At 37.7% G+C, this 21,195-nt stretch carries 23 protein-coding genes; 8 read left to right on the forward strand and 15 right to left on the reverse strand.

From position 1 onward, the window contains the following. The first annotated feature begins 1 nt into the window (after position 1). From EHQ52_RS02535 to EHQ52_RS02550, 4 genes are all read left to right on the forward strand, one after another. The gene (locus tag EHQ52_RS02535; RefSeq protein ID WP_135613712.1) at positions 2-2,419 is read left to right on the forward strand and encodes a hypothetical protein; all 2,418 of its coding nucleotides are present in this window, start codon (positions 2-4) and stop codon (positions 2,417-2,419) included. 37 nt (positions 2,420-2,456) lie between these two features. Further along, positions 2,457-2,975 carry a DUF1993 domain-containing protein gene (locus EHQ52_RS02540; protein WP_135613713.1) on the forward strand — a complete coding sequence of 173 codons (519 nt, stop codon included), beginning with the start codon at positions 2,457-2,459 and terminating at the stop codon, positions 2,973-2,975. A 263-nt stretch (positions 2,976-3,238) separates the two neighbouring features. After that, on the forward strand, positions 3,239-3,586 hold the full coding sequence (locus EHQ52_RS02545; protein ID WP_135613714.1) for an ArsR/SmtB family transcription factor: 348 nt from the start codon (positions 3,239-3,241) through the stop codon (positions 3,584-3,586). Beyond that, positions 3,573-4,061: an SRPBCC family protein gene (locus EHQ52_RS02550; protein ID WP_135613715.1), complete on the forward strand. Its 489-nt coding sequence runs from the start codon at positions 3,573-3,575 to the stop codon at positions 4,059-4,061. Before EHQ52_RS02545 ends, EHQ52_RS02550 begins: the two co-directional genes overlap by 14 nt. A 73-nt stretch (positions 4,062-4,134) precedes the next feature. Here the strand turns inward: EHQ52_RS02550 and EHQ52_RS02555 are convergent, their stop codons facing one another. The 5 genes from EHQ52_RS02555 to EHQ52_RS02575 are packed head-to-tail and all read right to left on the reverse strand — an operon-like array spanning position 4,135 to position 9,332. Further along, a complete protein-coding gene (locus EHQ52_RS02555) occupies positions 4,135-4,602 on the reverse strand; it encodes a hypothetical protein (RefSeq protein ID WP_135613716.1) in 468 nt (155 codons plus the stop codon). A gap of 56 nt (positions 4,603-4,658) precedes the next feature. Continuing rightward, positions 4,659-6,437, reverse strand: a complete 1,779-nt coding sequence (locus EHQ52_RS02560; RefSeq protein WP_135613717.1) for a nitric oxide reductase activation protein NorD — start codon at positions 6,435-6,437, stop codon at positions 4,659-4,661. A 1-nt stretch (position 6,438) separates the two neighbouring features. Then, the gene (locus EHQ52_RS02565; RefSeq protein WP_135613718.1) at positions 6,439-7,260 is read right to left on the reverse strand and encodes a CbbQ/NirQ/NorQ/GpvN family protein; all 822 of its coding nucleotides are present in this window, start codon (positions 7,258-7,260) and stop codon (positions 6,439-6,441) included. After that, on the reverse strand, positions 7,244-8,614 hold the full coding sequence (locus tag EHQ52_RS02570; RefSeq protein ID WP_135613719.1) for a cbb3-type cytochrome c oxidase subunit I: 1,371 nt from the start codon (positions 8,612-8,614) through the stop codon (positions 7,244-7,246). The genes EHQ52_RS02565 and EHQ52_RS02570 overlap by 17 nt, the downstream gene beginning before the upstream one ends. 31 nt (positions 8,615-8,645) lie before the next feature. Further along, positions 8,646-9,332 carry a c-type cytochrome gene (locus tag EHQ52_RS02575; protein WP_135613720.1) on the reverse strand — a complete coding sequence of 229 codons (687 nt, stop codon included), beginning with the start codon at positions 9,330-9,332 and terminating at the stop codon, positions 8,646-8,648. A gap of 175 nt (positions 9,333-9,507) precedes the next feature. Between EHQ52_RS02575 and EHQ52_RS02580 the strand changes: the two genes are divergently transcribed. Further along, a complete protein-coding gene (locus EHQ52_RS02580; RefSeq protein ID WP_135613721.1) occupies positions 9,508-10,194 on the forward strand; it encodes a Crp/Fnr family transcriptional regulator in 687 nt (228 codons plus the stop codon). A 67-nt stretch (positions 10,195-10,261) separates the two neighbouring features. Further along, positions 10,262-10,732 (forward strand): MarR family winged helix-turn-helix transcriptional regulator, encoded by a 471-nt coding sequence (locus tag EHQ52_RS02585; RefSeq protein WP_135613722.1) that lies wholly within the window; start codon positions 10,262-10,264, stop codon positions 10,730-10,732. Here EHQ52_RS02585 and EHQ52_RS02590 read toward each other — a convergent pair. Further along, positions 10,729-11,634, reverse strand: coding sequence for an NHL repeat-containing protein (locus EHQ52_RS02590; RefSeq protein ID WP_244244767.1), 906 nt, complete (start codon positions 11,632-11,634; stop codon positions 10,729-10,731). The two genes, EHQ52_RS02585 and EHQ52_RS02590, sit on opposite strands and share 4 nt — an antisense overlap. Positions 11,635-11,658: 24 nt before the next feature. Between EHQ52_RS02590 and EHQ52_RS20215 the strand changes: the two genes are divergently transcribed. Beyond that, positions 11,659-11,796 carry a hypothetical protein gene (locus EHQ52_RS20215; protein ID WP_244244768.1) on the forward strand — a complete coding sequence of 46 codons (138 nt, stop codon included), beginning with the start codon at positions 11,659-11,661 and terminating at the stop codon, positions 11,794-11,796. 307 nt (positions 11,797-12,103) lie between these two features. Here EHQ52_RS20215 and EHQ52_RS02595 read toward each other — a convergent pair whose 3' ends face one another. From EHQ52_RS02595 to EHQ52_RS02635, 9 genes are all read right to left on the reverse strand, one after another. Then, positions 12,104-13,726, reverse strand: a complete 1,623-nt coding sequence (locus EHQ52_RS02595) for a glycerol-3-phosphate dehydrogenase/oxidase (protein ID WP_135613724.1) — start codon at positions 13,724-13,726, stop codon at positions 12,104-12,106. Further along, a complete protein-coding gene (locus tag EHQ52_RS02600) occupies positions 13,723-14,571 on the reverse strand; it encodes a phosphotransferase family protein (protein WP_135613725.1) in 849 nt (282 codons plus the stop codon). Before EHQ52_RS02600 ends, EHQ52_RS02595 begins: the two co-directional genes overlap by 4 nt. A gap of 77 nt (positions 14,572-14,648) precedes the next feature. Continuing rightward, complete coding sequence (locus EHQ52_RS02605) at positions 14,649-14,999, reverse strand: DUF3147 family protein (protein WP_135613726.1); 351 nt, start codon at positions 14,997-14,999, stop codon at positions 14,649-14,651. Between the two features lie 69 nt (positions 15,000-15,068). Continuing rightward, positions 15,069-17,204 carry an ammonium transporter gene (gene amt, locus EHQ52_RS02610; protein WP_135613727.1) on the reverse strand — a complete coding sequence of 712 codons (2,136 nt, stop codon included), beginning with the start codon at positions 17,202-17,204 and terminating at the stop codon, positions 15,069-15,071. 75 nt (positions 17,205-17,279) lie between these two features. Further along, the gene (locus EHQ52_RS02615; RefSeq protein WP_167492153.1) at positions 17,280-17,558 is read right to left on the reverse strand and encodes a GFA family protein; all 279 of its coding nucleotides are present in this window, start codon (positions 17,556-17,558) and stop codon (positions 17,280-17,282) included. A 129-nt stretch (positions 17,559-17,687) separates the two neighbouring features. After that, positions 17,688-18,116 carry an SRPBCC family protein gene (locus EHQ52_RS02620; protein ID WP_135613729.1) on the reverse strand — a complete coding sequence of 143 codons (429 nt, stop codon included), beginning with the start codon at positions 18,114-18,116 and terminating at the stop codon, positions 17,688-17,690. Next, positions 18,113-18,442: an ArsR/SmtB family transcription factor gene (locus EHQ52_RS02625; RefSeq protein WP_135613730.1), complete on the reverse strand. Its 330-nt coding sequence runs from the start codon at positions 18,440-18,442 to the stop codon at positions 18,113-18,115. The genes EHQ52_RS02620 and EHQ52_RS02625 overlap by 4 nt, the downstream gene beginning before the upstream one ends. Before the next feature lie 147 nt (positions 18,443-18,589). Then, positions 18,590-19,303 (reverse strand): tail fiber protein, encoded by a 714-nt coding sequence (locus tag EHQ52_RS02630; protein WP_208653438.1) that lies wholly within the window; start codon positions 19,301-19,303, stop codon positions 18,590-18,592. Between the two features lie 80 nt (positions 19,304-19,383). Further along, complete coding sequence (locus EHQ52_RS02635; RefSeq protein ID WP_135613731.1) at positions 19,384-20,052, reverse strand: hypothetical protein; 669 nt, start codon at positions 20,050-20,052, stop codon at positions 19,384-19,386. A gap of 179 nt (positions 20,053-20,231) precedes the next feature. Here EHQ52_RS02635 and EHQ52_RS02640 point away from each other — a divergent pair, with 179 nt between their 5' ends. Then, positions 20,232-20,930 (forward strand): lysozyme inhibitor LprI family protein, encoded by a 699-nt coding sequence (locus EHQ52_RS02640; RefSeq protein WP_135613732.1) that lies wholly within the window; start codon positions 20,232-20,234, stop codon positions 20,928-20,930. The last annotated feature ends 265 nt before the right edge of the window (positions 20,931-21,195 follow it).

Below are 21,195 nucleotides of genomic sequence, written 5' to 3' on the forward strand. Positions count from 1 at the left end.
AATGAAATATTACTCTTACAGGGTCCTATTTTTTTTCTTCTTCTTTTTATCAAATATTTATTGCTATAAACCACCACAAGCATCTACACTTTTAGATCTTTTCAGCCTAAAAACAGATCTGGATGCATTCAATACTCCGATCAAAGTTTTTGTCCAAGTTTCAGGCTTAAGTTCAGGAACTCTTACTGTTTCCAATCTATTGGGAGAAACCTTAGATTTTCCGAGTAATGGGACTCAACAATTCCCTACTCTTGTTAGAATAGGAAAGGAATATTCAGTTTCTATAATAGGAATATCTGGAGCTTCTTCTCAACAGGAATGTAAGATCAGCAATTCAGAAGGACCGATCCTATATCCAAAGACTGTAATTTTCATAAGTTGTGGAAAAATATTCTATGATCTATCCGTAAAAGTGATAGGTCTGGATCCTTCTGTTGCAGGGACTTCTCCCTTAGTTTTGCAGAATCAGTCTGACAAAATTACTTTTGCTGCGGATGGGACAAAAACATTCGCACATAAGGTGGGAGATTCTGCGAATTATTCTGTTAGTTTCATTTCTATTCCGACAGGACATTCTTGTAGTTTTATTCCAAACGGATCGGAAACCGGGAACATGTCTGGAGCACCTCTCACATTACTACTGGATTGTATTTCCGTTTTAGAAATTTTTCCTAAATCTAAGATACTCACTCCGAATGGAAATATTTCTATTAAACTATCCTTTCACGGAGTGGACCCGGGAAGCTGCAGTTTCGATCCAATCACTATTGCTGGAAAAAATAATGTGGCTTCTCTAGGAAATCCGCCTAGTATTACTTATCCTTCCGCACCTAGTGATCATACGATTGTAATCACTCCGAATTCTCCAGACAAATGGGGACCTCCTGGAAATTCTTTCTTTGAATTAGTCGGGTGTACTGCAAAAAGTTTACCCGTCCAAAATGGAAATCCAATCCATTACGATTTTGTAACTTCTTCCAATATTCGTTTGGTAGATGAAAGTAATGGAATAGATGATCCAGGATGCGGAACAGGTTCTGGCCCGAGCGCTTTCTGCAGAAGTATAGAAAAAGGTGTCCAAGAATGTGATTTAAGCGGATCTATCTGCTCTGTTTTTGTTGCAGAAGGAAGTTATACTCCTCTTTCCCAAATTTTCTTAGGTGGAACTACTTCCTTATTCGGTGGATTTGCTTCAGGTTTTCCGGATCTGGATTCGGACCCAAATATTCATCCTACAAGAATTATAGATGATTCACTTTCCAGTTGTGGGACTTCCTTCACAAATTTTTGTAATACAATTTTGATCTCTACTACTTCTTTAAGTTTGCCCACTACAAACCTTTCAGTGAGTGGATTCCAAATACAAATGAATCAAATTGGGGATTATTCTACTGGGATCCAAGTTTTAAACTCAAGGACCAATCTAGGACAGATCATTATTTCTAAAAATATGGTCTTTGGAAATGAAACAAACTCAAATGGTTTCGGCATTCGGGCGGGATTAGTTATCAATCTATCGGATAATGTTATAGTGACAGAAAATTGGTTGAGAGGAGGTTCAGGAAGATCTCATTCAATAGGAGCAATGTTAGAAGGAGCCGGTTCAGCCGCACAACCTATCATACTTTCCAGGAATATTTTAGATGGACTGGTTAGTATAGAACCTGCAGGATTCAGTGCAGGAATTTGGATTGAAACAGGGATTTTCGAAGGTGCGATCATTTCTGAAAACAAGATCAATGCGTATCAATATTTAAATCCAAGTTTAATTTCTGAAAATTCCTATGGGATCGTTTTTACGGATGCAGTAGATTCTAGTAATATTATAAATAATGATATTTATATAGGTAATTCTACAAATTCTTCTCTTGGAAAATCTACAGGGATATTTACTCAGGCAGGATTCGGAGTTCATAAAATTCTAAATAACCAAATTTTCTCCAGAAATTTATCCGCAAATAGCGCTGGGATTATTTTTGGAAGTCCTCCTGAGACACCTTCCATCATAAGAGGAAATAATTATTTTGTAAGTGTTCCAGTGGTCATAGGTTTCGACCAATATATCTTCTGCGGAACAACATTAAACCAAGAAGATTGTGCTCATCCAATTTCTGGACAATCCGTAGGAGATTTTTCGAATAGTTACGGTGCAGATCCTAAATTTGTAGATACAATAGATATAGAAAAAATTTGGAATTTTAATCTTCCTTTTGGAATTCCATCATCTGCAAATTCTCCATGTTCTTCTCTTTTTGGTGGAGTGGATCTAAATACTATTACACTTCCGATCACAGCAATCCCATTTATTCAAATTGATTTTTATGGAAGTCCAAGGACAAATTCTAACAGCCCATTTACTCCTCCGGGAGCTGGTGCCATTTCGATTGGCGCAATAGAATCAGATGCAAATTGTTTTTAAGGCTTGATCGATCCTTATCTGAGCTTTCCATGGAAGTATGTCAGACATTTCGATTTACGAAATCACAGTAACACAAGTAATCAAAAACCTAGAGCTCCTAAAACGATTTATAGATAAGGGCAAAAGTTTCGCCGAATCCAAAAAGATCGATATAGATGTTTTGTTAAATTCAAGACTCGCTCCGGATCAGTATAATTTCATCCGCCAGATCCAATTGGCCTGCGATACTGCAAAATTAGGAGCAGCCCGCTTAACCGGAAAACAATTCCAAACTCATGATGATCAGGAAAAAACTCTTTCTGAAATAACCGACAGGATCGATTCGGTCGTTGGAATTCTGAAAGGCCTGAAACCAGAAGATTATAAAGAAGCTTCTGATCGGACAATTTCTCTACCTCGTTGGGAAGGCAAATCCCTGACCGGAAAAGAATATGCTCTTCATCATATGATCCCAAACTTCTTCTTTCATATCGTAACTGCTTATGATATTCTCAGACATAACGGAGTCGAACTCGGTAAGAAAGATTATCTGGGAGATTTTCCTTTTAAATCATAGATTTCAATTTTTGAAAGTTTGGGCGCCTGCCGCTTCGCGGCACCGGACTCTCCGCTCCAATCAGCGGTTCGCCATAAACGGCGCACCACCGGATTTCCGCTTCGATTCCTGGCGTAAGCTGCAATAATCTCACGCAGAGCCGCGAAGACGCAGAGATCTGCAAATGTAGTAACTTCGACATTTCTCAACTTTTTTCCCCAAATCTCCACTTTTTATAAACTTAGGTATTTACCTAAGTTTATTCTTATGCTATAGTTAGGTAGGTGCCTAAGTATAGTAACAGTCTGGATAATCTGTTCCACGCTCTCGGAGACCCTACAAGAAGGTCCATTTTAGAACGTTTGAGCATGGGATCAGCAAGCGTAGGAGAACTGGCGGAGCCATTCCATATGGCCCTTCCATCTCTAATGCAACATCTTGGTGTGTTGGAAGATTGTTCTTTGGTTCGGTCCCAAAAAGTGGGTCGAGTACGAATTTATAACCTTACCCAGGACAGCATGAAAACAGGAGAAGACTGGTTCGTCAGACAACGCACCCATTGGGACAAAAGGTTAGATCAACTGGACAGTTACTTACTTGAAATGAAGGAGAAAGAAAATGGCAAAAACTAATTATTACCAACCGGACCCAAAAACAGATTTAGTTCTTGAGAGGATCGTAGATGTTCCTACAGAACTAGTTTGGAAAGCATGGACCACTCCGGAACATATCTTGAAATGGTTTACCCCTGCCCCTTGGAAAACTATTGATTGTGAGATCGATCTTAAGCCTGGCGGGATCTTCCGCACAACAATGTTGTCTCCAGAAGGACAAGAGTTCCCCAATAGCGGATGTTTTTTAGACATCGTTGAAAATGAAAGACTTGTATTCACTGATATTTTCGAACCAGGTTTTAAACCCACTGAAAGTGGCGGATTTTTTACTGCGATACTTACATTAGAAAAACATGGTAATGGAACTAAGTATCATGTTCTTGCTCGTCATAAAGACGAAGAGACTAGAAAAAAACATGAAGATATGGGTTTCCACGACGGTTGGAACGCAGCTCTAGACCAATTAGTAGAACTCATGAAAGCGGTTCGTTAATAATTAAATAAAGACTATCATCTAAAATCGGGAGAGGTAAATCTTCCGGTTTTTAGTTGGTCTTTCTTCGATCCTAAAATGCGATTTTATACGTAGCGTGACATCTAACACAATTTTGAGTGAGTTTATCTAATTCTTTTAGAATCAATTTTGTATCTTTCTTTTGTCTTAGATCTTCTGCGATCTTATCGAATTGGCCATGAGTGCCAAATCCCAATTGTTTGAATTCGATCGGTAATTTTAGAAGGATCGTCTTTTCCTCATCTTCCAGTTTTTTTACCATCTCCATTCCGCTCGCAGAAGCTGCTAATTCTGCCCTTCTATAATCATCCTCTGCTAATGCAGAAACAATCCCGTTTACGGAAGTAAGCAATCCCCTCATCTCAGTTAAAACTAAATTTTTTTCTTGAGGATTTAAGTGGATCGCAATCCTTCCGTCTATCGACTCTGAAACATTTCCGGAGAAGAAAAAATACAGAAAAACAGAGGCAGAGATTGCCCATAACACAAAAGAGATCAATCCTAAAGGAATTTTTTTCACAATTTACTCCAGTCTATATATAAATTTTTCCTAATACAATAAAAGATTTTCCAGGCTTAACGGATTAGTTTAATAAAAAAATCAGTAAGAGCTTCTGGTAATTCTTTTGGATTTGGCAGGATCCTGTAAGATTCTTTCCCGATCATAGCGGGAAGATATTGTTTCGCACTTTTATCTATTGCAAGTGCAAACACTCCCACGTTCGATCTTTCACATTCTTTGATCGCTTTTTTGACATCTTCTATTCCATATTTCCCTTCGTAACGATCATAATCATTCGGCTTGCCATCCGTCAGAAGAAGTATCCAACGTTTTTGGCTCTTCTCCTCTTGCATCAAAGAAAGAGAATGCCTGATCGCGGGTCCTATTCTTGTATATCCTTTTGCTTCCATGAGTCCGATCTTGTCTCTGGATCTTTCCCAAGGTTCATCAAATCTTTTAATATTAGAATAATCGCAATGGTTTCTGGTATTTGAATAAAATGAATCTATCCTAAAACGATCCCCAAATTCAGAACAGATCTGCCCGAATAATACTAAAGATGTTTTTTCCACATCTAAGATCCTTTGGTTATCCACATAAGAATCCGTAGACAAACTCATATCAGCAAGTAGAAGTATAGAAACTTCCCTTAGTCTCTTTTTATCTGATAAATATACATTTTCACTAGGAGTTTGTCCACAAGACAGATCCGAAAAATATTGTAGAGCTGCATCCAGATCCAAATCTTCTCCGTAAGGTTGTTTTTTGAGAGAAGTTTTAAGATTAAAGAATCGATTCATCCTAGATCGAAGTGAATTTAATGTCCTGCAATTTTCCTCTAAGATTTTTTGAGTAAATCCGTAATTGCCATCTGGAAATCTTTTAGGAAATACCTTACAATGATCTTTTCTATATATCCTTTTTTTAAAGTCCCATTCATCGTAAGAAATTGGATCTTCTTCTGAACGATCATTATCTACTTCTCCTGCAAATAATCCGGAGAAAAAATCAGTCCTAAAAATAGAATGTGTAGGCTCATTGGAACGAACTGTATGCCTAAGATCCAATTCTCGGATCGCCTCTTCTTGTTCCGATAAAGTATCGGATCCATCAAAGTCTCGCCAATTTCCTTGGAATTCTTCTGCAGTTTCTACCTTTTCGAATTGATGTATTAAAGTATAATCTTCTTGTGATTTCAGATCCGCTTGGATTGTTTCTATTCTTTCCCGAGCAATACCTTCTAATTCTGTTTCAATCTTATCATTTTCATTCTTTTGGGAATATAATTCTTGAGAAGAGATAGAACTTTTGAGTTTAGATAAATAAGAAGACATCCAAATTCCATGCAGCATAGAAAGATCCTCAGAAATGTTCTTATTTTTTATTTTAGATTTTTGGAATTCTCTCTCATTTTCTATTACAGATCTAAAAAGAAGTTTTGCATCTGGATAATTTTTTCCCAAGCTTGCGAGAACCTGAGGATATGTGCGCTCCGCAGCTTTTAAGGATTGTTCCCTGCTCTTATTTTCTCCCTTTTTCCAGCAGAACCCTAATCTTCTTTGTTCAGTAATATAAAGTATTCTGAATATATAAAATTGAATATTGGCGTCAATATCCGGTCCATTCGAATAGAATGGAGGCAAAAAGTAGATTTGGTCCTGGAATCCTCCTTCTTTTTCCGCAGGGAATATTTCTATATTTTCTCCCGTTAAGGATTTTGCCAAAAGTAAGATTCTCGGCTTAAGTTCTGATAGTTTTACTATTTTATCTTTTAAGGATGGATCTTTTTTATAAGAGAAAATTTCTCTTACAGTATTATAGGTTTTTTTGAATACAAATTCTTCCCAACCCATATCAGATCATCAAAGAGACCAGATCTTTTAAAGAACGGATCGTTTCTGGATCATCACTTAATGGTTGTACAATTGCAACTTCACAAGACAAACGTGAAGGTAAACCTGTAGAAATTAATTTTGAAGCATCTACAAGTAATCTAGTGGAACAAGATTCTAATAATCCTAACTCCGTAAGATTTCGGATCTTTTCCGCAATTTTTACAAGTTTAGAAGCGACTAAAGAAGAAACTCCAGTTTCCTTACTCAATATCTCCGCTTCTGTTTCCTTATCCGGATAATCAAATTGAATAGATATAAATCTTTGCCTTGTAGAAGGTTTTAATTCCTTCCAACCTCTTTGGTAACCAGGATTATAAGAAGCTACTAAAACGAAAGAATCTGGAGCCTTTAAATTTTCATTCTTTCTATCTATAAAAATTTCTCTTCTATGATCCGTTAAAGGATGGATAGAAACAATAGTATCGGGTCTTGCTTCAGCAATTTCATCTATATATAATATTCCACCTGATCTTACACTTAAAGTCAAAGGTCCATCCTGCCAGACGGTTTCCGAACCTTGGATCAAAAATCTTCCCAGCAGATCTACTGCAGAAGTTTCCTCATGACAAGATACACTTGTCATTGGAAGACCTAATTTAGAAGCCATAAATTCTACAAATCGGGTTTTGCCACAACCAGTAGGGCCTTTGAGCAAGATAGGAAGTTTATTCTTATACGCGTGTTCGAATATTTCTATTTCTTGCCCAATTGGTTTATAATAAGGAATGTCAGCTTGCGCTAACATTCCATTTTTATGATCTATCTTAGGATCTGCGGGCAAGAGAAATATCTCCTGAAGATTGTTCCGCACCCAAAGCCTCGTCTGTAGGAGTTCCAAAACGTATGAAGTTTATAATAAACGCGGCAATCCCTGAAGTAAACACAAGTGCCGCAAGTACCAAACCTAAGAAATGAACTTGGATCTCCTTCTGAACAGTTAAGAAGTCTAGTCCAAGCTTTCTTTCCAAGTAAACCTGCGCAATACCCGCCACCGCAAAAGCTCCAGTCATTCCTAACATCCCAATATTAGAAGCCCAGAATGCAAAAAGTCCTGTTGGATTATTCCAAAGTTTTCTGCCTGTAAGTAAAGGCATCGCGTATGTTAAGATAGCAAAGACGATCATTGCATAGGCTCCCCAGAAAGCGAGATGTCCATGCATAGCAGTTATTAATGTCCCATGAGTATATAAATTCACCTGAGGAAGAGTATGAGCAAATCCTAAAAATCCAGCCCCCACAAAAGACATGACCGCACTTCCGATAGTCCAAAAAAGTGCGATTGTATTCGGATGGTTTCTTCCGCTTTTTCTATACATGGAGATTGCAAACATTGCCATTGCAAGGAATGCGAGAGGCTCTAACATAGAGAAAAATCCACCTACCCATTTCCAATATTCAGGAACTCCAATATAATAATAATGGTGGCCTGTTCCCAAGATCCCGGATAAAAATGTTAATCCTACAATCACATACAACCATTTCTCGATAACTTCTCTGTCCACGCCGGTGAGTTTGATGAGAAGGAAAGAAAGTATCCCTCCCATGATCAATTCCCAAACTCCTTCTACCCAAAGATGGACTACCCACCAACGGAAATAAGAATCCACTGTTTGGCTATTGAATTGGATCATTCCCGGAAGATATAAAAGTGCGGCGGAAAAAAGACCAAAGTATAAAACAAGAGCAGTTGTAGTATATCTTTTTCCTTTCCAAACAGTCATTCCTATATTAAAAAGGAATAATAGAACGTTAACCACTACTAGATAATCCAAAGGACGAGGAATTTCTAAAAACTTTCTGCCTTCCCAGAAATTAAAATGGAATCCAATAATGGATACAACTCCGACCAATATCAGAGAGATCAGCTGAATATAAGCAAGTTTTTCGGAATAGATCTCTCTATCAGATTCGTCTGGAATAATATAATGAGCAGCCCCCATAAAACCTGTGAGTAACCAAACCACCAATAAATTAGTATGAGTTGCCCTGGCTGCATTGAATGGGATCCAATCATGCAAAACATCGAATCCCATTCTAGCAAACCCCATCACGAATCCATAAATTATCTGCAAAGATAATAAGAGCATGCAGGTAGCAAAAAACCAATATGCAATTTTTTGAGATTTATATTTCATAAAGAAACCGTTATATTCTAATCCTATTTGTTTATTTCAATTGAGAGAGATATGAGGATATATCTTTGATCTCACCATCACTTAGAGGAAGTTTAGGCATTGCAGTTCCAGGTTTGATCTTTTGTGGATCTCTCAGCCAATTTTGTAGATATGCGATATCATATTTTTTCCCGACTGAGTCCAATGCTGGGCCAACATTTCCTCCAGCACCTCCAACAGAATGACAGGCAGTGCAGATCTGTTTAAACTTTTCGGGTTGAACAATAGCGGCCGACGTAACATCTACTAGTTGGGTAGAAGATTTGTATTCTGGCTTAGGGGGAAATCCTTTCAGATCCAGCTCTCCATTCCATTTTAAGAATGCGATGATATCCGAGATCTGAGATTCAGAAAAATCGTATTTCACCATTTTTCTTTCTCCAGGATACATAGCTTGTGGATCCTTTAAGAAAACACGGATCCATTCAGGACCTCTTCTTTCATAAACCTTGGTTAATTCAGGTGCGTAATACGCTCCTTCTCCCAAGATTGTATGACATCCCATACAATTATTCTTTTCCCAAAGTTCTTTGCCTCGAATTACATCCTCACTTAAGGTTTTGGAAGAAGGAGAAGAATAAACGTATTTTAAAGAATCATAAGTAAGAAGCAGGAAAACTGCGGAAAATAAAAATGTCCCAACCAGGAAAAATAATTTCGCCTGAAATTTTGTAAGCATACCCTCTTCCTTATATTTAAAAAACCGCGAGCTCGCGGGAAACAGTGATTTAGAAATCGGGAGTATTTTCAGTGATGTCTCAAAAAATTTCCTTGATATAGATCAATTTGGTTAAGAAAATTTTCGAACTCTTTTGGCTTGAATTATTTCATAAAACGAACATAAAACAAGTGTTATGGCTAAAACGTTAAGTGTTCAAGCGAGCGACCATTGGACCGAAATTCAAAATGAGTTCCCTAACGAACTTTCATCCATCGGTATTCGAAAAAAAATTCTAAAAGGCGAAGTGGTTTTCGGAGAAAGAGACCCATACGATGGTTTTTTTGAGATCGTATCCGGTATCTTTAAAGTGTATTCTTTATCTCAAGAAGGTAAGGAAGCCATCTTAAAAGTATTTTATCCAGGTGAATTGATAGCTTCTCATCCAATCTTTCAACCAAATGAACCTTGTTTTTACCCAGCTTTCTGCGAAGCGCTAAAAGATGGAGAACTGGTCTATTATCCTAAAAGAGAATTCACGGCCTTCTTGTTCGAAAACACAAAAGCACTGTATTTATTTTCAGCAGTTACAATCCAACATCTCAACTATTTTAGAAAAAAATTGGTAGAGAACCTATATCTCTCCGTAAAAGACAGGATCTTAAATTTTCTAAAAGAATGCGGAGCCTCTCAGAAATTTATAACACTTCCTATCACAAAAAATCAATTAGCTTCTCTGATTGGAACCACTCCTGAATCAGTGAGCAGAGCGTTTAGATCTCTTTTAGATGAATGTATTCTCGAAGAAAAAGATTCTGCTTACCACATAATAAAAGAGAACAGATCCAAACAAACGAATGAATACCCGGTTTTAAGGCAATAGACTAGATTAAAGAGCACTTTTCCACTTGACCTAAGAATAGTGCATACACACCATTTGGACAAAAGATATGAAAACTAAACCTTCCTCTTTAGAACTCAAAAAAATAGGACTTTCTTGCTTGAACGTAAGTTTAAGAAGAACTGCAAGATTAGTTACTTCCTATTATGATTTTATACTTAAACCTTCCGGACTTAGGATCACACAATTTAGCATCCTAGTAGGAATAGGACATGAAGAAGAATGTAGTATCACAGATCTTTCCAGGCTCACTGATATAGATAGAACTACTCTACAAAGAAGTTTGGAGATCCTAAAAAGGGATAATCTGATCAGGATCGAAAAAAAAGAAGCCGGGAATATCAGAAATCTTTCCCTAACTAAAAAGGGAGAATCTAAATTAGCAGATGCTATTCTACTATGGGAAGAAGCACAGAGTAAACTCACTAAATCATTAGGAAAATCTAAATTCCAAGAAACCTTAGGGATACTTTCTGAAGTTAGAAAAATTCCAGTTCTGGAAACCCAAAACCAAGTTTAAGGGAAAAAGAGGACTCGCCTATTGAAAGAATCAGTTACCCAAAGGCCGCAAGGAGCAACTGCCACAGAAACAACAGTTCCAGTATTTTTTGCATTAGCAGTGCCGTCAAAACCGGCATTAAAATCAGGTTTACCAAGTATTCTATCTGCTCCTTGCCCAATCGTAAACGGAGGGGAGAAACGGACAGCTCTTCCGTTATTCGAATCAGCTACCCAAACTGCCCCATTGGGCTCGATGCTAATTCCATTCGGGCCCTGTAAGGCAAAACGGCTTGCTCCTCCGGCTGAGGCAGAAAAGTTAGGCTGCCCTAGAACCATGTTTGCTTGCATTCCATTAGTAAAAGGAGGGCTAAATCGAAGAACCCGATTATTTGTAAAATCTGAGACCCAGATATTTCCTGCTAAATCTGCTGCAATACCGGTGGGACCGGTAAACCTAGTATTCGATACTGTCCCGCCTCCCAATGTCGTGAAGTCATCTGCGCCGATTACCAGGTCAGCATTCTGGCTTGAACTAAATGACGGTGAAAAACGTACGACCCGATTATTAAAATAATCCGTAACCCAAACTTTGTCCCCTGGGTCTACCGCAACCCCGTATGGATTACTCAGAGTGTTTATAGTCCGGGAGGATGCTCCAGTTCCAAGCATCAGATCAGACGAATCTCCGGAACTCATTCCAGTAGCAAAATGTAGAACCGCGTTCCCAGTTGAAGTAGTTCCAGAAACCACCCAGATCCCACCGCTTAAATCCATTGCGATTTGTCTCGCCTCCATTGGGGAAGCAGTAAGTATAATGTCTGCGCTCTCATTAGTTTGCAAAGGTGAGGGAAAATGCATGATTCTGGCATCAGTCGGACTGCCATAAGAATCCGTTATCCAAAGACCACCTTGACGGTCCATTGTGGCTCCGGAAACCGATCGAAATTGATTAGGGGCTGTTCCAAAAGAACTGTTGTCCGTAAAATCCGATTGGCCTATAACGATTGTAGCCGCTTCTCCGTTCTTAAAAATACTGCAGGAATTTCCGGCCACTCCGGTACAGGTGGAGCTCGTATCGTTTAGAAGGAATTTTATAAGTTGAGTGTTCAAAAAAGCATTACTTGAGGGATCACAAGGGTTCTCGGTGGAAATGGCCCCACAATTTGCAAAGAATGAGAAACAGATAATATATAATAAATTCTTAATATTATTAAACAAGGGGAAGATCCGGGTATTCGATAAGTAATTTAGACGAACTATATTCGGCTGCAAAGCAATTTATTTACCAAACAAGCAAAATCCGGATCCCTCAAACGAGTAGTTTCTTTCGATTTAAATAGAGTTTGTTATGATTTTGATGCAGCAATTCCCCGATCGGGAAAGATCTAAATTAGAAAGAAACTGGAAGTTGTAGTCTTCTTTTTAGTTTCTGGATCTCTTCCGATTTTTTTTCAAGAGACCAATTCCATTCTTTTCCAGCAACCTCAGCCACTTTAGAAAGCACCTCATCGGATGGAAGTCCAACAGTCCCAAGACCTGTTCGTCGGAGAAAAATATCGGAAAGTGTCATTGCCATTTCGAAACGAATTGCATATAGAACTTGAGCCGCTAATTCTCCATCATCATCTAATACTTCTGATAATTGTTTGGAAGAATTCGCTAATTCCAGAATAGGTTCATATTCAGTTCCATAATGTCGGACCAGATACTCAATCGTATTTTCTGGAAAATTAGAGTGAGAAGATTTCGCATTTTCTAAATAAGATTCTATATTTGGGATCTCACATCCTTTTAAGAATTTTTTTCCAGAAACATTCGGTCCTGTTTTTTTAGATAATTTCTTTTGGATGAGTTTAAATATCTTTTCTGCGAAATGACGACTAGTGGTATATTTCCCACCACCTGCACTGATTAGCCCCTCTATTTTATCCTTAGAATGATCCTGTAGTTCTGATTTTCTGGATGCAGAATATGTTTCTTTATCTTCTCCACCAGATTCTGCCAGAGGCCGAAGCCCGCCATAAGCAAACTCAATATCTTGGACTTCTAATTTTTCAGAAAGTAAGCCGGATGAATTGATATATTCCAGAAATTCTAAAATACTTTCTTTAGAAAGTTTCCAATCTTCTACAGAGCCATAATATGCTTTTTCAGTCGGCCCAATCATATTTTTACCTCTCCAAGGAGCAAAACTGAAATGACCTTTTTTACCTACGTGAAGCACCATTGTATCAAAGTATTTTTTAGTGATTAGATAGATCCCTTCTGATCTTGTTTTAGGAACAGGGACTTTTATCTTTTTAGTTCTATTCAGAAGTTCCTGGCTCCAAGAACCGGATGCATTCACGACTACTGAAGCTTTTAATTTTACGTTTTTATTATGAATTGTATCTCTAACAAGCGCTCCAATAACTCTGCCTCCATCAAATATGAGCTCTTCTGCTATTGTATAATTGGAGACTGATGCACCTTCTTGGACTGCTGATTTTAAAAAAGCCAAAGTTAATCTTTCTGGACTGGGCATAATACAATCATAAAAATAGATCGCGGAATCCATTTCTAAGCCACGACTTTGGATCTCTTTCTTAGAAAGCAATTTATGTGCAGGGATATTTTTAGATTTGTCCCAGGTCCGATTTCGATCAAAAGAAAGTAGATCATATACAAATAGACCAACTCTCTCCAAAAGACCAGGATTTGGGAGAATCATTGGATAAGGATAGACTAAGTTTGGAGCAATATTAGAGAGTATTCTTCTTTCTTTAAGCGCTTCTCTGACTAACGAAAGATCAAAACGTTTTAAATATCTGAGACCACCATGGATCAGTTTTCCCGTGGCAGATGATGTTGCTCCACCAAAATCTTCTTTTTCTACCAATACAACAGAAAGTCCCCTGCTTGCTACTTCATAAGCCAAGGCACAACCGGTGATCCCTCCACCTATGATCAATACATCAAAATAAGCTTCATCACCTATGTTTTCGATAAATCTTTCTAATTTTTGAGGACTCATTTACCTGCCTTAGAAGAAGAAATGATCTCTTTGATCTCTTTTTGGAGAGCCGGTCTTTCACTTTCTATATTCCATAGTCCTAAACGAAAAATTAATATAGGAAGCCTCCATCTTTCCACTTCTTTCCAATCCATTCCTGAAACAGAAAGATATCTTTTTAAATAACCTTTTAAGATGAACTTTCGAACTATATTATAAAATATCACTTTTAAGAATGGAGTTCCTGGCCAAAGCTCTGCGTCCTGAAAGAGAAAAACAGTGGAAGCGACGTCCGCAGCAGGTTCTCCTTTTAAAGCAGTCATCCAATCTATGATCACATTAGAATCTTTTGTAACGATCACATTCTCCGGATGAAAATCCATATGTAAAACGGAAGATCCTTTCGGCAAATTTTCTATAAATTGTTTTGCGATCTTCTTTTCTTCTTTGCTCAAAAAAGAAAGCGGATCTCTGGAAAGGATTTTAACGGCCTCCAATCTTATATCCTGCATCTTTTTGGTTTGTTTATTATGCAAATCCAGATGCAAGTCCGCGAGTATTTTAGAAAGACTGAAAAGAGCTAAAGGATTTTTGTCTGGAAGTTTTGTAAGAGAAATCCCATCCAGTCTATCAAAAATCAATCCATGTCTATCTCCTATCTTTACCTTCTCATAACATTTCATAGAAGTAGCACCGGAAGAGAAAGCGATTACAGAATTAGAATATTCTGTATCTACTTCAGATACTGGGAATTCTTTAAAAAATAGTTTTAGGATCTTATTCGGTCCATATTCCGAAATTTCGGCTGACCTACCTATTGCGAGTGATTTTCCAGGACTTGGTCGGTTTGATTTTTTAGCAGGCATGATTCTCTTCTCTATCTATTAAGCAAAAACTGATTCTATACTCATAGATGGACGAGCAAGAAGTAATTTCAGGAAACTTAAATAAGTTTGATGCCGAATCTTTCAAGAACGCAATTGAAAGATATAAAAAGTAAAACAGTCAGTAAAATGCAGGATCCGAGTGCGGCCCAAAAACCGAATATAGAATACAATTTAGGAAATACCAAAAACATAGGTAAGGTGGGGATCACAAACCAAAAAGTATAATATGCATGATTAGATATCTTTTCAGGATCTGTTTTTTCAAACTGTAACCATAGTAATGTCAGAATGGTTATTAAAGGAAGAGAAGCAATTAATGCTCCGACCTTATCATTCCTGCGAGCAATTTCAGAAATTAGGACCACTAATGCAGAAGTCACTGCGTATTTAAGTATAAGATATAACATAGAACTTGAGAATTATCAAAGTAGAAATTTACAGATTCAGTAAAGGTTTACAACTTAAAAAAGGAAATTTTACTTTTTACTCTTCCTACTAATTCCTAAAACGGAAATATCATCTTGTTTAGGAGAACTAGCTAAAAATTCATCTAATTTCTTTAATATTTGATCAATCCCTTCTCCAATAGGAATTCCTTTTAGATTGCCGATGATCTCTTCTACCCTTTCTTCTCCAAACTCTTCTTTATTAGAGTTCCATTGTTCGAAAAGACCGTCCGTAAAAAGTATTACTTTAGAATCTTGGGTAAATTGTATTTCATTGGAAGTGTATTTAGTATTCGGGATCACACCCATAATCCTTCCGGTTTTTTCCAGAGAGTGAATATCTTGATCCTGGATCAAATATTGAGGCACATGTCCTGCGGAAGAATATCGGATCAAATTCAAATTAGTATCAATATCGACCACTATACAAGTAAAGAATTGATTCAGATTTTTGAACGTATGTAAGAATTCATTATTTAGATGATATAAAATCTCGGTAACACTATAAATCCCACGCTTTAAGGATTCATAAATTGCTTTGATAGCCATTGTTAAAAGAGCCGCTTGCACTCCATGACCTGTTGCATCTGCAAGAAACACACGGGTCAACCCAGGACGAAGTTCCATGATATCGAAAAAATCTCCTCCTACTTCTGTAAGTGGAAGATATCTTACTATAATTTCTAAATCTCCAGTAAGTTTATCTTCTTGGGAAATGATCCCAGATTGGATCTTTCGAGCAGTAGACAAATCACTTTGGAGTAAACTTAAGTTATGTTCTAACTCAATAGCCAAAGTTTCCTTTTCTTTAATATTGGTTCTGATTTTATCCAATACCAGATTATATCTCTCTGCGATCTGTCCTACTTCTGTAAATGGCTCTATCGAAAGATCCTGGCTTAGATCCCCAGTTTGTTTCTGGTATTCCATTTCTAAAAACAGATCAATTAGCTCTGTAGTCGCTCTATGTTCTGTGTAATTCAAACCCTGGTATTCATTTTGAGGAGAAACTCTCAGGCTATAAAAACGATGTATAATAAAAAGAAGAGGATAACTTACACCAAAAGAAAGAATAGCACAGGAAACCACCCCAAGTAACTGAACAAGAACCTGAGTAGTTCGATCCAACCCAGTTCCTAAAATGGAAAGATCTCCAAAAAACCCAACCGCTAATGTGCCCCAGATCCCCGAAACAAGATGAACAGGGATAGCTCCTACAGCATCATCCAGTTTTAGTTTATCTAAAAGAACCCCGGCTTCGAACATTAGAATTCCTGCAACAAATCCAATCAATAGTGATTCTATTGAATTTACTGCATTACAAGGAGCGGTGATTGCAACAAGTCCTGCCAAAGTTCCATTTAAAGGAAGAGTGGCTTCTGCATATTTTAAACGGATCCAACCATAGATCAAACTAGAAGCCATTCCTCCGGAAGCTGCAAACATAGTATTTACAATGATCTTTGGAACTTCAGATGTGAATGCAAGTGTGCTTCCACCATTAAATCCGATCCAACCAAACCAAAGGATCAGTGTCCCAAGCATAGCAAGTGGAAGATTATGCCCAGTGATCTTTCGGACAGATCCATCTTTGCTGTATTTACCAGTCCTGTTTCCGATGAGCATCATCGCAGAAAGCCCGACCCATCCGCCTACACTATGCACAGCGGTGGAACCAGCGAAATCCATAAAACCTAAATGAGCAAGCCAACCAGAAAATTTATCCCAGTCTTGCAGGTCTCTTCCCCAAACCCAATGACCAAAAATCGGATAGATCAAAGAAGAAATGATAGTAGTAACAATGATATAAGCGCCGAACTTCATTCTTTCCGCAACAGCACCGGAAACAATAGTGGCCGCAGTCCCGCAAAACATGAGTTGGAATAAAAAGAAAACAGAAATTTCAGGACTTGTTTTTGAAAAATCAGGAAAGAACATATCTTTTCCTATCCAACCATAATAGGTTGAACCAAACATAAGCCCGAATCCTATCGAATAAAAAACAAGAGTAGCAATTCCGAAATCTGTAATATTCTTAATTGCTACGTTAATCGAATTCTTGGTGCGCGTTAGGCCGGATTCTAAACATAAGAACCCAGCTTGCATAAAAAACACCAATCCGGAAGAGAGGATGATCCAAAGAATGTCGAAATTCGTTTTAGGCATCGAATTTCTTATTTCAGGAGATGATAAGCGAATTGGCAAGAACCATTTCTTCCAATTACTTAATATACGATCCTTTTAAAGGTGAGAGAAAAATTCCGGTTCTCGGTCCCAACGATCATGTAACCCATCATAGTAGCTGACTGGAGACTCCACCCATTCCTTAGGGTCTAAATTGTCAAAGGTTCCCAAATTAATTGAGATAAACTTTCCTCCTGCCTCTGGAAAATCGCCTCGTCCCCCAATTCCCACTCCACAATGCTTACAGAATATTCCATCGATACGACTAGGATAAACTGTTACTTCTTCCTCGCCTTTTAAGAATCTAAAATTTTCAGGTTTAACAGAGACTCCCAAAATCTTCTCTTTACACAATTAGTACAATTACATTTAAAAGTCCCGAGAGAAAGATCGATCAAAGCCTCGAAAATCACCTTCTTACAGAGACAACTTCCCAAATATTTTTTCAAAGCCATACTTAATTCGTTATGAAAACTGTAGTTCCAGATTTTCTAAAGTACTGATCCAACCTTCTTTATGGCCTTCCATAGAACCTTCACTAGGAAGTTTTTCGTGTGTAAGGATCACTTCTGTTCCGTCTTCTTTGTCCCTAAAGATAACTGTGACTAAAGTATGACCTTGGTCAGGCCCTTCCCATCCATGAGTAAAACTGAGTTTTTCGTTTAAAACGATTTCTTGATATACTCCTGTAGCGATATAGACATCTCCGTTTCCAAGCATAGAGGTCCTAAATTTGCCTCCAACTCTGAAATCCATTTGGATCTCACCAATCTTTAACTCCTTGGGACAGCCCCATCTTTTCATAATTTCAGGGTTAACCCATGCTTCGAAGACCTTCTCTCTTTTGGCCTTTATAAACTTAGATATTTGCAGTTTGTATTCTGCTGTTTTCATTCTATTTCCTCCAACAGTTCCTTGAGAGAATCCAACTGATCCTCCCAGAATTTCTTATAATATTGAATCCATCTATCAGCACTCATCATCGCCTTTCCGTTCAGGCTTAAATAGGAGAAGGAACCTTCCTTTCTTCGATTCACTAACTTCGCCTTTTCCAAAACCTTAATATGTTTAGAAGCGGCAGCTAAGGACATTTCGAACGGTTTTGCGATTTCTGTGATCACCCTCTCCCTTTTGGAAAGGCTTTTGAGCATTGCTCTCCTCGTAGGGTCAGACAATGCCTGGAAGATCAGATTGAGGTCGTATTTCCTAGATTCAACCATATGGTTAAATGCATATCATAAGGCGAAAACGGAGTCAACCATTTGGTTGAATGTTTTTAGAAAAAAATTTTCAGACTGAAGCAGGTCTTCGAATCAGATATAATATTTTAAATATTCGGATAGAGATCTACTTCAGCCCTTATTCTTTTAAATTACTCTTACTATGTATTGTACGGAAGTCGAAGCAGGCGAAGTCTCAGTCCCAATCCGAGGAGCTCCGCTCGGCCCGTCCGTAATCGGATCTAATACATAGACCATACCTTGCCCAATTTGAGAAGTTCCTGCTCCAGAATACCCATCCGGATGGATCAAATCAGCGGATATTCCGATTGCTGAGTGCCTATGACTTTGGAATCTATCCTGGTTTTCTTGACCAATTCCCCCGCCATCGTAATTTCCTCCGGCAGCTTTTGCCCGACTAGAATGTTGTCCAGAACCTCTGGCAAAAATTCCTCTTCGATCCGGCACGTTGAACGTTGTGGATCCGTTCCCAAAACCATACTGGCAATGAGTCAAGAGATCTCCCGTTTGATTCGTAGTTAGATCAATTGCGGATCCCCCTTGAGTGAGAGAGATTTGAAAGTCATTAGAGGTCGGATTTAATACAAAGTAAGGAACATTAGTTGTGATCCCTCCTCCGGTAAAAGAAAACTTAACCAATTGACCTGCACTAAGTCCATGAGAAGTTGATTGTATCCTGTCTGTAGCTGGAACAAGACCAGCTATAGTTCGATGCACAAGGTTCCAAAGAGAAGAATATGTAATCCTTGAAATCGCCTGACCGTTCGCGGTCATATAGGTCGAAGGAATATTTGGAAAATCAAATTCAATAATTGCACCAAATAGGATAAAAAAAGACATATATTGTTATCCGAAGTAGATAACGGAACAAATTCTATATTAGATTTTATATGGATTTTCTAATCTGAGAACTGCTACAATTAAGAAAGAATAGTAGCAGCAGTACTTTGATCTAAGACACAATAACATATGTAAGCTTGCGAGTGAGCTGAAATTGCCTTCTCTATCGTTGAATAAAATTCTAACCAAGATGGATCTGTCCAAGTCGAGTTCAAAACAGTGCACCCTGCACTTGCCATTTCTACAAACTTAGAAGAGCTACTCTTGGCATGAATATCGATCGCAAAAAAACCAGTTTGAGTCACAACCGAAGATTCGTCTTTCCACTTGAACCATGGTTTTGTGTTTTGATGAGGAGCATATCGGTTAACGGTTACTTTTGCATATTGGTTGAATGCCTTATGCCCTCTATGCATTCCTAACTTGTATTTGTAAATTCCTTCTGCTACCCTAGCCGTTCCGGCCGGATTCATCGGTTTATTTAGCCAATAACGACCTGGATCAATCGTACATGAGTATGTTTTGAATTCCAAAGATTTATTCACAGTTCTGATCAAAAATAAAGCATCATTATATTCGTTTATAGCATCGTTATTCGCCTTAACAATACCATCTTTAAAATCAATTCCCCTGACTCCTATAATTACCCAACGATCATAAAGCAGACCATATTTTTTAGAACCATATGCCATAAGTCGCTTTACGAATTTTTTTGTATCCATCGTACCTTTTTTGCGTAAGATCGGCATATTAATTCCCCTATGAACAGTTTCTGTTCAAATTAACTGTGATGGCGCAAAATAATTCTCCTTCGAAAAACATGTCAACTAAGATCTATTAAATTTTTCTTCTAAATGAATACAATATCGTCAAAAGAAGGAGCTCGGAAAAATCATTGCCATCCAATCTCGAATAATAAAATTTCCTCATGCGTTTCTGCATTACCACCTCACTGCTCTTAATTACATTTTCTATTTTTGCTAAACCATCCGAACCGGTAGACGTATGTTCTAAGATCAAAAGCAAGAATGACCAGAAAAAATGTTATTCTAAAGAATACCAAACCTCTGACAAAGAATTGAATGTGACTTATAAAAAGATAAGAGAAGGTTTATCTGAATCCCAAAAAGAAGATTTAAAAAAATTACAAATTCTTTGGATCGGATATAGAGATGGGGTTTGTGAAGGTCCTATGTATGCTTCGGATGAATCTGGTATAGAAACAATCATCTGTAAAGCGGGAACTACCGCAGAAAGAACTAAATATTTAAATCATGTTTGGAAATTCGGCACAGCTTCTAAGGAAGGACTTGGTTCTTATACGGATGGTTTTGGTGGTAGTTTAAAACTTTTCAAAGATAAATCGACTAAGGATATCCAATTTTCTTTCGAAGTTGTCAGAGGTCCTACAGCTCATTTGGGAGAAGTGAGCGGGAATTGGACTCCAGCCAAAGAAGGTAAATGGACCTGGGCCTCCACCAAAGATTGTAAATCTGAAGATCCTGATTGCTGCTTATTAGAATTTGAATATTTTCAAAACAGGATAGAAGTGGAAGAAGTTTCTTGTTCTGCGTATCACGGAGCAAGAGCCTATTTCGGCGGAAGTTATAGATACGAATTCAAATAAGGAATATAGAACGCTAAACAGTTTGACTTCGAACTGAAATCATAATGCGATTTTTATTCTTTATGCATTTCTTATATATTAATTATATATAAGTTATTTATAACAGTCGCATCTCATTTTATTATTCTTTTGTATTTTATATTTATATAAATTGTCACGCTCATATTTACTTTATTCTTGCTCTGCATACCTAACTCCAATATATTCGCCGCTGTTTGGATAATTTTTGTAATCAGTTTACAAAAATTTTTCAAAAGAACTTTCA

Origin of the sequence: Leptospira koniambonensis, assembly GCF_004769555.1 — a bacterium.
In the GTDB taxonomy this organism is placed as follows: domain Bacteria; phylum Spirochaetota; class Leptospiria; order Leptospirales; family Leptospiraceae; genus Leptospira_B; species Leptospira_B koniambonensis.